Raw genomic sequence first — 12,612 nt, forward strand, 5'->3', positions numbered from 1 at the left:
TATGTTCCGACACGACTGCACGCTCCAATCTTCAACCTCACTATTGACAAATCATTTTATATGGACATCTTTAGCGGCGCTTCCACGATTTCGCCTTTCAGCACCCAAGTCTGCGCATGAGTGATTCGGACATGAATCAATTTACCGTACAAATCCTTAGATCCCGTAAAATGAATCAGCTTATTGGTCCGGGTGCGTCCGGCAAGGACGTCCGGGTTGTTCTTGCTCTCCCCTTCGACCAATACTTCCACAATTTCACCCTGCAGCTTCTCGTTGCTTAATTTGCTGTATGTGTTAAGCAATTCGTTCAGGCGGTACAAGCGCTGTTTCTTAACGTCCATTGGCACGTTATCTTCCATGCCCGCCGCCGGCGTACCTTCGCGAGGCGAGTAGATAAATGTGAACGCGGAGTCAAACTCCACTTCCTTTACCAAGGAAAGCGTATCCTCAAACTGCTCGTCCGTTTCGCCGGGGAAACCGACGATAATATCCGTCGTCAATACGGCACCCGGTATCGCCGTTTTAATTTTGCGAACCAGTTCCAAATATTGTTCCCGGGAATACTTGCGGCTCATTTTTTTCAAAACTTCCGTATTCCCCGATTGGACAGGCAAATGAATGTGCTCGGCCAAATTGCCGCCTGTGCCCAACACTTCCACCAAATGATCGTCAAAATCCCGAGGATGCGAAGTCGTGAATCTTATCCGTGGCACGTCGATCTTCCGGATATCGTTCATCAAATCGGCAAACGAATACGACATATCCTCGAAATCTTTGCCGTATGCGTTCACATTTTGACCGAGCAGCGTGATCTCCTGAAAACCGAGACGTGCCAGATCCCTCACCTCGGCAAGGACGTCCTGCGGCTTTCTGCTTCTCTCTTTACCGCGTGTATAAGGAACGATGCAGTACGTGCAAAACTTGTCGCAGCCATACATAATATTCACCCAAGCCCGGATTCCTTCCCGCTTCTTGGGCAAATTCTCGACGATGTCGCCTTCCTTGGACCAAACCTCGACAACCATTTCTTTGTTGAAAAAAGCGTCCCTCAGCAAAGTCGGCAGGCGATGAATATTGTGCGTGCCAAAAATCAGATCGACAAAAGCGTGCTTTTGCATAATCCGGTTGACAACCGCTTCCTCTTGAGACATGCAGCCGCATACGCCAAGAACAAGTCCGGGCTTCTCGGCCTTAAGAGCTTTCAAGTGCCCAAGCTCGCCGAACACTTTGTCTTCCGCGTTCTCTCTGATCGCACAGGTATTGAGCAAAATGACATCGGCCTGGTACTTGTCTTCGGTAGATTGGTAGCCCATTTGCTCCAGCATGCCCTTCATCACTTCGGTATCATGCTCGTTCATCTGACAGCCAAAGGTGCGAATCAAATAAAATTTATTTGTGCCGAACTCCTGCATCTCCTCAGGAATGGTGAAATCATAATGAACGGCGATCTCTTCTTTTCCGCGCTTCTTGGCATCTGTCAATGAAGGAGGCTGAAAATATTGGGAATAATCCTTGACGGATTTCGCATTGTTAGCCATTTTCCTTACTTCCTCCTAAGAGCTCCCCTAGTGGAAAGCTTTCTTCGTAAGCTTGCACTGCACATGCTCTATAAATGTAAACATGTAGATATTATTATACCATTATAGATGTGCATAGACAAAAGGAAAATGGCGTATTCGTGAAAATGACGAATTTTCCTAATTCAGCAGTTCCGCAAAATCGCCGGTCTTGACGCCCGATGCATTTCCTTCGTCCGTGTCAATATGCATATCGAGCGCAAATTGGTCGGAAACTCTGGCAATGACGTCTTCGAATATTAAAGGGCGCTCCCCGTTCATTTTGACGCGCAGCAATTGCTTGTCCGCGATGCCCCATTTCTCCGCATCCGACGTATGTAAATGAATATGTCTCGCAGCTACGATGACTCCGCGCTCCAGATCGACTTCTCCCTGCGGTCCCACAACTTTCAGACCCGGAGTTCCTTCAATATTTCCCGACTCGCGCACTGGAGGGTTGACTCCCAGAGAGAACGCATCCGTACGCGATACTTCGATTTGAGTTTGGCTGCGCGCCGGACCCAGAATGCGCACTTTATCGAATTTCCCCTTCGGACCGATCACCGCAACGGTCTCTTCTGCCGCGTACTGTCCGGGCTGGGATAGAGGTTTCATGCTTGTAAGCTGGTAGCCTTGTCCGAACAAAAGTTCGATATGCTCTTGGGATAAATGAATATGGCGAGCCGAAATGCCTACGGGAACTAATTTACTCATCGAAATCTTCCTCTCTGTTTACCGCCCAATAAAAAGGACACACGGAGGATCCCCGTATGCCCTTAAGGTGCAGTTGTTATTTAAATTCTGCAAGCAGCTTTTCGAATTCCGCTTCGGAAATCTTCATATTCTGTTTCGCAAGACCTTCCTGCGGGAAGTTTGGAACCATATCTTCATAGCTCTTTTTAGCTGTGTTCTGATATATTATACCAGTCAACATGCTGTGTGTTTCCATGATTTTTGTCATAGCCATAACGCGGTTCGTCGGATCGTAGTCCGGAATTTCGTCCAGGTCTACGATGTTTTCTTTGAACCAGTCATAAGTATTTACTTTATTGAACGTTACGCAAGGGCTGAATACGTTAATCAAAGAGAAGCCTTTGTGATTCAATCCCGCTTCAATAACGGCAGTCAACTGTTTCAAGTTGCTGGAGAACGATTGCGCTACGAATGTCGCTCCGGCAGCCATCGCTACTTCAAGCGGAGACAGCGCGGACTCAATGGAACCTTGAGGCGTGCTTTTCGTTTTGAAGCCTTCGGCGCTTCGCGGCGAAGTTTGGCCTTTGGTCAAGCCGTAGATTTGGTTGTCCATGACGATGTAAGTAAGGTCGATGTTACGACGGATAGCATGTACGGTATGTCCCATACCGATTGCGAAGCCATCTCCATCGCCGCCCGAAGCGATAACCGTCAGATCGCGGTTCGCCATTTTTACGCCCTGCGCGATTGGCAGGGAACGTCCATGAATACCGTGGAAACCGTATGCGTTGATGTAACCGGAAATACGTCCGGAGCATCCGATACCCGAAACAATCGCCAAGTTTTCCGGCTCTAAGCCTACGTTAGCCGCCGCTCTTTGAATCGCCGCCTGTACGGAGAAATCTCCGCATCCCGGACACCAGTTTGGCTTTACATTGTTGCGAAAATCTTTTAACGTTGCCATGCGAGGGTCAACTCCTTACATTTTTGTTCAATTTCGGCCGGCAAGAACGGATTGCCGTTATATTTAAGAACGTTTTTAATTTTATCGGCATAACCGACATGCAGCTTGATTTGATCTGCCAATTGACCTGTCGCGTTGTTTTCTACGACGATAACGGTTTTTGCTTTCTCGAGATAAGGAGCAAGCTCAGTCGCAGGGAACGGATGAAGCAGACGAACCGTAGCATGGTTGGATGTGATTCCCTCTTTGGCAATACGGCTTCTTGCTTCGTCGATCGTACCGCCTGTGGAACCCATGCCGATAATCAGCAGGTCCGGATTCTCGTGCGGAGCATCGACTTTGATCGCGTCCGTTACTTGAATGTTTTTCAGCTTCCCAAGACGCTTATCCATCATTTTTTGACGGTTGTCAGTACTTTCCGAAGGGCGGCCCGTTTGATCGTGCTCAACCCCTGTAACGTGGTGAAGACCGTATTTCGTTCCTGGAAACACACGCGGCGAAATGCCGTCAGCGGTAAATTCATAGCGTTTGAACAATTGATTGGCTTCAACCTCAGGAGCATCGGTAACAAGATTTCCGCGATCGATCACGATGCGGTTGTAATCCAACTGCTCGGCGGACTGCTTGCCCAAGGACAATTGCAGGTCCGTTACCAGAATGACCGGGCATTGGTATTTCTCAGCCAGGTTGAAAGCTTCAATCGTATCATAGAAGCATTCTTCGATCGTGCTTGGAGACAGCACAATTTTCGGAATTTCGCCGTGAGTTCCGTAAATCATAGCGTTGATATCGGATTGCTCTTGTTTCGTAGGCAGACCCGTACTTGGACCGCCGCGCTGCGTATCTACGATAACGACAGGCGTTTCGGTCATGCCGGCAAGACCGATTGCTTCCATCATCAAGGAAAGACCGGGACCTGCGGACGCAGTCAGAGCGCGCACGCCGCCGAAGTTGGCGCCGATAGCCATCGTACAAGCTGCGATCTCGTCTTCGGTTTGAATGACGGTACCGCCGAATTTAGGCAGCGCTTTAATCAAGTACTCCATAACTTCCGAAGCAGGCGTAATCGGGTATGCAGGCATAAACCGGCATCCGGCTGCCACAGCTCCGAGCGCGATAGCGTCGTTGCCGATCATGAACAGCTTTTGCTTGCCGTCCGCAGGCTCCAATTGGAACTCTGGAAGCGGGCCCCCTGCCAGTTGAAGAACGGATTCAGCGCCTTTGCGGACAGCTTCAATGTTCTTCTCGACTACAGCAGCTCCCTTACGGCCAAATTCTTCCTCAACCGCTTTATTAAACACATCGAGCGGCAATCCCAACAATGCCCAGGATGCGCCGGATGCAGCCATGTTCTTGAACAGGGAAGTTCCCAGCTCTTCCGCAATTGCAGTGATCGGAACAGGGAACAAACGAGCGTTAATTCCTTCCGGTAAAACCGGGTTGAATTTCGCATCCGCCACGATTACTCCGTTGTCGCGAAGCTCGTGTGCGTTGAAATCGATACTTTCTTGGTCAAAAGCGACCAGAATATCCAAATCGTCCGAAATTGCGCGAATCGGCTTGGTGCTGATGCGAATCTTGTTATTTGTATGTCCCCCCTTAATCCGCGAAGAGAAATGACGGTACCCATACAAATAGTAACCGAGACGGTTCAACGCTGTAGAGAAGATGCGGTCTGTACTTTCGACCCCTTCCCCCTGCTGACCTCCGATTTTCCAAGATAACTGACTAATCACCGTGCGTCCACTCCTTTTGATTGTAGCTGCATGAAGACAACAAAGGGTAATACATCATTAAAGTTGAATAATGCTATAAAAAAAATCTTTCAGTTGTCAACCAAATTTTATGCCTTTGTAAAGGAAAAAGCAAGTGGTTTGAACAAATCTAAAACATAGAGTTTTTAGATGAAATCCATATCAATAATAGAACGTTTATTTCGCCGAGCCAGGCAGGTTCGAAACCAGGAAATTCCGCCAATTCCCATACAAAAACCGCTCGACTTGAGCCGCGTTATAGGTTTTGCATAAAGCTTCAATTATATTTTCATATTTGCCTGCGTGCTCCAATCCGGAAACCCATTGTTCAATACCGTCGAAGTCCGAGCCGAAGCCAACGTGCCGTTCGCCGCCAAGGGAACAAATATGGTCGATGTGCTTCAAAAGCTGGCTGATCGTCACCGGCGAACGTTCATTCACAAAATAGGGTACAAACGTAACCCCGATTTGTCCTTTCTTTTGAATAATGGCGGTGATTTGATCGTCTGATAAATTTCTTGGATGGGGACAAAGCTTGACAACATTGGAATGAGAAGCTATGAAGGGCTTCCCGTACAGTTCAGCCAATTCCCAAAAGCCTTTTACCGACAAGTGGGATACATCAGCTATTATGTCCATTGTTTCTAATTCTTTGAGCATCGTTTTTCCTCTCCACGTAAATCCGCCTTTGCGCGGCTCCATCACCCCATCTGCCGCCCAGTTTGCGTAATTCCATGTAAAACCGATACTTCTTACGCCCAAATGATACAAAATACGCAGGTAGGTCATATTGCCATGCAGCGCATCCAAACCTTCCAGCGTTAAAATTGCCCCGATCCGGTTGCCCTGTTCCACTTCCAGCAAATCATTAACGTTGTTAATAAATTTCATTTGCGGGTTGTCGGCAATTTTTTTGTGAAACAGGTCGACCATCTGCAAAACATGATCAAATGTAGGGTGCTTGATTTTATCCGTCATATACATGGCAAAGCACTGGATCTTGACTCCGGCTTTCAAGAGCCGCGGATAACTGACGTCCAGTTCCTTCTCTTCTTTGAAAAAATCGAGCTTCGGGTTCAAAAACAGCTTCGTAATTGCGTCGCAATGGCCGTCGATAATTCTCACCGTTCTCATCCTCCTTCGTTTGTAAACATAAAAAAACCTGTCTACGATGTAAACAGGCGTTGGTTTGTATGTAATGAAACGATTTTACCGAGGCTCTACAATCAATTTGATGGCTGTCCGATCTTCCCCGTCGATCACGATATCAGTGAATGCTGGAACACAGATTAAGTCAACCCCACTAGGCGCAACAAATCCTCTTGCGATAGCTACAGCTTTAATGGCCTGGTTGAGCGCGCCTGCGCCAATAGCCTGAAGCTCCGCCGCTCCACGCTCGCGTAACACGCCAGCCAATGCACCTGCTACGGAGTTTGGATTGGATTTTGCTGAAACTTTTAATACTTCCATGAAAAGTACCTCCTCGGGAATGATGGATAGATTCCAGTAACCATCATATTCTAGAGGTTCTCTAAAAATTCCTCCTGCTGTAGACGGAACTTTCTAAAGATTTAGAATTTTTCGTCAATCTAAGAAAATTTGATCTTCGTCATAGCGGATAAGCTGAATCCCGTTAGCAAGTCCGGTTTGATCGTTGAGTTCGATAACGACGGCATGGAAATGCCACTTTCCTTCATCCGTCACAAACCGAACGGGAAGCTGCGTTTTAAACTTTTGCAGAACAGCGTTACGTTCCATACCTAATATACCGTCCCGCGGGCCAACCATGCCGACGTCCGTCACATAAGCGGTCCCTTGCGGAAGGACACGGTTATCGTTCGTTTGCACATGCGTGTGGGTCCCGACTACAGCGGATACCCGGCCATCCAGGTGCCAGCCCATCGCAATTTTCTCCGAAGTAGCTTCCGCGTGAAAATCGACAAAAATAAATTTATGTTTCTTTTTGCTGTTTTCAATAATTTCATCGACTTTGCGAAACGGACAATCGATGGGCGGCAGAAACGTTCTTCCTTGAAGGTTGATAATAAGCAGTTCCTGATCCTTCACCTTGATCACCGTATGCCCCCGACCGGGCGTTCCGGGCGGAAAATTAGCCGGTCTGACCATTTTTTCATCCCGGTCGATGAAATCGAACACTTCCTTCTGATCCCAGGTGTGGTTGCCCATCGTAAGCGCCTGAATGCCCAACTCATACATATCTTTGGCGATAGCCGCCGTAATCCCTTTGCCTGCGGCCGCGTTCTCTCCATTCGCTATAAACACTGCGTTCGGATGTGCGCTTTTCAGTCTCGGCATAACCGCCTTGATCGCTTTTCTTCCAACTGATCCAACGATATCTCCTATGAATACAATTTTCATATCCGTTCTCCTCTTGTGCTCAATAAAATAAGAAAAACCTCTAGGGAGTCGTTCAAAAATGAGCGATCCCGATAGAGGTATGTTAACCCAATATTATTTTGCGTACTCCACAGCTCTCGTTTCACGAATAACCGTAACCTTGATATGACCCGGATAATCGAGTTCACCCTCGATTTTCTTCGTAATATCACGGGCTAAGCGGAACGCTTCGGTATCATCCACTTTTTCCGGTTGAACCATTACGCGCACTTCACGGCCTGCTTGAATCGCGTATGATTTCTCAACGCCTTCAAACGACTCGGAAATTTCTTCGAGCTTCTCCAACCTCTTGATGTACGTCTCCAGTGTCTCTCTGCGCGCCCCCGGTCTTGCCGCAGACAACGCATCCGCCGCTCCGACCAGCATCGCAATGACGGAAGTAGCTTCCACATCGCCATGGTGGGATGCGATACTATTGATAACAACTGGATGTTCTTTGTATTTCTTCCCGATTTCCACGCCGATCTCAACATGAGATCCTTCGACCTCATGATCAAGCGCTTTACCGATGTCATGAAGCAGCCCGGCACGTTTCGCCAAAGTTACGTCTTCCCCGAGCTCTCCAGCCATCAGACCGGCCAGATAAGCTACTTCCATTGAATGTTTCAGCACGTTTTGGCCGTAACTTGTTCTGAATTTCAGTCGACCCAAAATTTTGATCAAGTCCGGATGCAGTCCGTGGACACCTACTTCAAACGTTGCCTGCTCTCCGTATTCACGAATGCGCTCGTCCACTTCTTTGCGCGACTTCTCCACCATCTCTTCGATGCGTGCCGGATGAATACGTCCGTCTGCAACTAATTTTTCCAAAGATGTGCGGGCAATCTCACGGCGAATTGGATCAAAACCCGATAAAATGACCGCTTCCGGCGTATCGTCTATGATGAGGTCAATACCCGTCAATGTTTCGAGAGCGCGAATATTACGGCCTTCACGTCCGATGATGCGGCCTTTCATTTCTTCATTCGGCAAAGTAACCACGGAAACCGTCGTCTCCGCCACATGATCGGCAGCGCACCTTTGAATGGCGAGCGTAATGATTTCTCTAGCTTTCTTATCGCCGTCTTCTTTGGCTTGCTGTTCGATTTCTTTAATCAATTGCGCCGTTTCATGGCGGACTTCCTGCTCTACGTTGGTGAGAATGATGGTCTTCGCTTCTTCCATAGTGAGACCGGAAATTCGCTCCAGTTCGGCGACCTGGCTTCTATAAAGCTGATCGATTTGTCCTTGCGTATCCTCGATTCGCTTCTCCTTGTTGGCTACTTGCTCTTCTTTACGCTCGAGAGATTCTAATTTTTTATCCAGCGATTCCTCTTTTTGCAACAATCGTCTCTCTTGTCGTTGTATTTCGTTTCGACGTTCACGAATGTCTTTTTCAGCTTCGGACCGCAACTTATGCACTTCGTCCTTCGCTTCCAGAACCGTTTCTTTTTTCAGCGCTTCCGCTTCCTTCTTAGCAGCTTCCCGAATTTGTTCTGCCGCTTGTTCGGCGCTGGAAATTTTCGCTTCTGCAAGAGATTTGCGGATAAAATAACCAATCCCTAAGCATGCAGCTCCAACAAAGAGAACGATCGCGATCCAGATGAAAGGCTCCATCTTGTTCACCTCCTCGTTGGTTTCTCCAAGGTGTTAGCTTGGGATTCCTTCGGTTTTTTAATCCGATTTTTAATTGTTAGGCAAAGTACGTACACCCCATACTCCCTGAAAAGCATGGCTCAAAAGTAATGCGCACTGTGTGTATGCGGCACATTAGTGCTCATCATTCATAACCAACAGCGTATAAATTGGCGATTTCTACAGCTGCTGCATCAAAACCAAACAATTTCTTATGATTTTGAATCCTTATGAAAATATACAATAGTTATTGTATCTTTTGTCAAAGAAGCTTGTCAAGCGATTGTCCATTAAAGCTTACATAATCCTGTTTGATATAAGGAAACCGAGATATCTTTTTAACTACATTAACCATGCGATCATTCATGCAGCTAAATATCTTCCTCCCATACTTCATATTCTTCTTCCTCCGTCTCCTCCTCATGATGATTTTGTGAGAGCACGGCCAGCGTCCTGCTGACGATCGAATTCGTAAAGCCTCTGCGCAGCAAGTAAGCTCCCGTCTTCCTTTTGCGGTCCAATAGCGTGCCTGATGTTTGCTTCCATTTATTTTGCCCGAGCTTCAGAGCCCCCTGGAGTTCCTCATCCGGATCGATAGCCTCCATAGCGTCCTTGACCAATTCTTTGCTGACTCCTTTTTGCTGGAGCTCCTGACGAACGAGATTGCGTCCCTTTTTCTGTGAATAGATCCGATGTTCCGTCCACATTTTGGCGAACTCTTCATCATTTATATAATTTTGCTGCTTTAGAAGCTCGCACGTCCATTCAATCACGGCCTGTTCAATGCCCTGCTCTTTCAGCTTACGCTTCACTTCACTGGTGGAATGCGGACGTCTGCCTATCATGCGCAGCGCTTTCATATAGGCCTGGTTCCGCTCCTCGTCCTCAAGAATCGAGGCCGTTTGCTCGGGATGAATCGGCTCTCCTTTGAGAAGGCGATGCTTGATCATGATGTCCTCATGAACTGAGAACGCATATTCATCGTTAATAAAAATATTGTATCGATGCCTGCTCCGCTTCTGCTTCTCCACCATTGTAATTATAAATAGCTGCTGTTCCCCGCCGTTCAACTTTTAACCCCCTGACTAAAAACGAAAGCACCTTAACGCGAGGTTAAAGGTGCTGCCGTTAAACGCTTCATTATTCGAATGCCAATTCGGCTTCTTCCTCTTCATCATCTTCGTTGGGCCCGGTCACTTTAATCAAGTTGCTGTTATCCCGGATTTTCAACTCAATGCTGTCGGCAATGGCTTTGTTCTCCTTGAGGAACTGCTTCGCATTCTCGCGTCCCTGGCCAAGTCTTTCACCCTCAAAAGAGTACCAAGCTCCGCTTTTGTTAACGATATCCATTTCCGTTCCGATATCGATAATGCTGCCCTCGCGGGAAATGCCTTCACCGTACATAATATCAATCTCCGCTTGTTTGAACGGCGGAGCCACTTTGTTCTTAACCACTTTGACCTTGGTCCGGTTGCCGACCATGTCGTTGCCTTGTTTGATCGTCTCAATGCGGCGAACATCCAGACGAACGGAAGAGTAGAACTTGAGTGCGCGCCCCCCCGGAGTCGTTTCCGGGTTCCCGAACATAACCCCCACCTTCTCGCGAAGCTGGTTAATGAAGATCGCGATCACCTTCGACTTGTTAATGGCGCCAGACAGCTTGCGAAGCGCCTGGGACATCAAACGGGCTTGAAGCCCTACGTGAGAGTCGCCCATCTCGCCTTCGATCTCGGCTTTAGGCACGAGAGCGGCTACGGAGTCAATGACGATGATGTCTACGGCGCCGCTGCGCACCAGCGCTTCGGCGATTTCCAAAGCCTGTTCGCCCGTATCCGGCTGGGAGAGCAGCAGTTCATCTATGTTGATGCCTAATTTGCTTGCATACAGTGGGTCCAAAGCGTGCTCGGCGTCGATGAACGCTGCTTGTCCGCCGACCTTTTGCACTTCGGCGATAGCGTGCAGAGCAACCGTCGTTTTACCGGAAGATTCGGGTCCGTACACTTCGATAATTCTTCCGCGCGGAAATCCGCCGATTCCGAGTGCGATATCAAGAGCAAGCGATCCGCTCGAGATCGTCTCGACCTGCATATGTGTGGATTCTCCGAGCTTCATGATGGAGCCTTTTCCGAATTGTTTTTCGATTTGACGCAATGCATTTTCAAGTGCGGCGCGACGATCTGTCAAAACACTCACTTCCTTTTATCATTATAGGTATATGATAACTTGTTTTGGAGTGTTTGCCAAGCATTTTTTCGAACATACATTCGTTTTTTCTGCGAGCAAACAAAAAACCGCAACAAAGTTATCGCTTTGCTACGGTTCTTCCGTTAACGTATTCTTACATTATACGCGAAACCTAGCTCTCTTTCAACAGTTTCCATAAGTGGTAAAGCGCGCTCTTCGCCGCCCTCAGCTTGATCATTTCCCGATTGCCGGAAAGCTTGAGCGGAACGACCTGGGTTTCGCCTCCCTTGCGGGCCACGCCTACGTAGACGAGCCCAACGGGCTTGCCTTCGGAAGGGGAGGGCCCGGCAACTCCGGTAACCGCCACTCCCCAATCGCTGCCTGCCGCATCGAGCAGATTACGGGCTAACAAAGAAGCCGTTTCTTCGCTTACAGCGCCGGGAGCGCCGTCGCCCTCCAGCACCTCCACCGGCACGCCCAGCAGCTTGTGCTTGAGCTCATTGGAGTAGCAGATGATGCCGCCCATGAACGATTGCGAGCTGCCCGGCACAGCCGTAATCAGGTCGCTCAGCAAGCCTCCTGTGCAGCTCTCCGCTACGGCAAGCGTCATTTTTTTCTCGCCCAGCATCCGCAGAATGACCGCCTCAAGCGGCACATCCTCCTCGGCGTAAATGAACTGCCCCAACCGATGCCTGATCTCCCGTTCGACAGCCTGAAGCTTGCGCTCGCCTTCCGCCGCTTCCTGCGCCCGGGTCGTCAGGCGGATCGTCACTTCCCCTTCTTTGGCATAAGGGGCGATCGTCGGGTCCGTCTGATTGGCGATCAAATCAAGCAGTTGGTGTTCTAGGTTCGACTCCCCGATCCCGGCAAAGCGGAGCATTTTGGAATACAAAGGCACTTCGTCCGTCATGACGTTCCTGAGCCAGGCTGCGGCGTAGTTCGAGAACATCGGCTTCATTTCTTTCGGAGGGCCGGGCAGCAGGATGAAATGCGTGCCTTCGTGCGTCAGCGCGACACCGACTGCGAGCCCGGCATCGTTCTGCAGCGGATCGCTGCCCTCCGGCATGAGCGCTTGTCTGCGGTTGCTCTCAACCATCGGTATTCCCCTGGAAGCGAACATCTCCGATATTTTATTCATGGAAGGTTCATGAAGAATAAGCTTACGTCCTATGTATGCGGCCAGAACATCCTTGGTCAGGTCGTCCTGGGTCGGGCCCAGTCCGCCCGTACAGATAACGACATCAGCCCGCGAAGACGCCAGCTTGAGCGTATCCAGCAATCTCTGTTCGTTATCGCCGACGACCGTTTGATAATAAATATCGATCCCCAAGCCGGCGCATTCGGTAGATAAAAATTGGGCGTTCGTATTGACGATTTGCCCCAGCAAAAGCTCGGTTCCAACAGCTACGATTTCAGCTTTCATAAGCCA

General features: G+C 48.9%; 11 protein-coding genes. All 11 read right to left on the reverse strand.

All coding sequences use genetic code 11. The features are described from left to right. Positions 1–56: 56 nt before the first annotated feature. Entirely contained in the window at positions 57–1,538 is a 1,482-nt protein-coding gene (gene miaB, locus AC3G2T_RS27285) for a tRNA (N6-isopentenyl adenosine(37)-C2)-methylthiotransferase MiaB (RefSeq protein ID WP_474683147.1), read from the reverse strand. Between the two features lie 159 nt (positions 1,539–1,697). Then, positions 1,698–2,270, reverse strand: a complete 573-nt coding sequence (pduL, locus tag AC3G2T_RS27290) for a phosphate propanoyltransferase (protein ID WP_488437558.1) — start codon at positions 2,268–2,270, stop codon at positions 1,698–1,700. A gap of 76 nt (positions 2,271–2,346) precedes the next feature. After that, positions 2,347–3,213, reverse strand: a complete 867-nt coding sequence (locus AC3G2T_RS27295) for a 2-oxoacid:ferredoxin oxidoreductase subunit beta (RefSeq protein ID WP_474683149.1) — start codon at positions 3,211–3,213, stop codon at positions 2,347–2,349. Beyond that, positions 3,201–4,949, reverse strand: a complete 1,749-nt coding sequence (locus tag AC3G2T_RS27300; RefSeq protein ID WP_488437559.1) for a 2-oxoacid:acceptor oxidoreductase subunit alpha — start codon at positions 4,947–4,949, stop codon at positions 3,201–3,203. Before AC3G2T_RS27300 ends, AC3G2T_RS27295 begins: the two co-directional genes overlap by 13 nt. A 195-nt stretch (positions 4,950–5,144) precedes the next feature. Then, entirely contained in the window at positions 5,145–6,101 is a 957-nt protein-coding gene (locus AC3G2T_RS27305; RefSeq protein ID WP_488437560.1) for a dipeptidase, read from the reverse strand. 75 nt (positions 6,102–6,176) lie between these two features. Beyond that, on the reverse strand, positions 6,177–6,437 hold the full coding sequence (locus AC3G2T_RS27310; RefSeq protein ID WP_005550495.1) for a stage V sporulation protein S: 261 nt from the start codon (positions 6,435–6,437) through the stop codon (positions 6,177–6,179). Positions 6,438–6,551: 114 nt separating this feature from the next. Next, positions 6,552–7,346, reverse strand: coding sequence for a TIGR00282 family metallophosphoesterase (locus AC3G2T_RS27315; protein ID WP_474683152.1), 795 nt, complete (start codon positions 7,344–7,346; stop codon positions 6,552–6,554). A gap of 93 nt (positions 7,347–7,439) precedes the next feature. After that, positions 7,440–8,981, reverse strand: a complete 1,542-nt coding sequence (gene rny, locus AC3G2T_RS27320; RefSeq protein ID WP_474683153.1) for a ribonuclease Y — start codon at positions 8,979–8,981, stop codon at positions 7,440–7,442. Positions 8,982–9,370: 389 nt separating this feature from the next. Further along, positions 9,371–10,069, reverse strand: coding sequence for a regulatory protein RecX (locus AC3G2T_RS27325; RefSeq protein WP_474683154.1), 699 nt, complete (start codon positions 10,067–10,069; stop codon positions 9,371–9,373). Positions 10,070–10,139: 70 nt separating this feature from the next. Then, positions 10,140–11,183: a recombinase RecA gene (recA, locus tag AC3G2T_RS27330; protein WP_474683155.1), complete on the reverse strand. Its 1,044-nt coding sequence runs from the start codon at positions 11,181–11,183 to the stop codon at positions 10,140–10,142. A gap of 172 nt (positions 11,184–11,355) precedes the next feature. Continuing rightward, positions 11,356–12,606 (reverse strand): competence/damage-inducible protein A, encoded by a 1,251-nt coding sequence (locus AC3G2T_RS27335; protein WP_488437561.1) that lies wholly within the window; start codon positions 12,604–12,606, stop codon positions 11,356–11,358. Positions 12,607–12,612: the final 6 nt, after the last annotated feature.

The sequence above is a fragment of the Paenibacillus sp. sgz302191 genome, assembly GCF_057749925.1.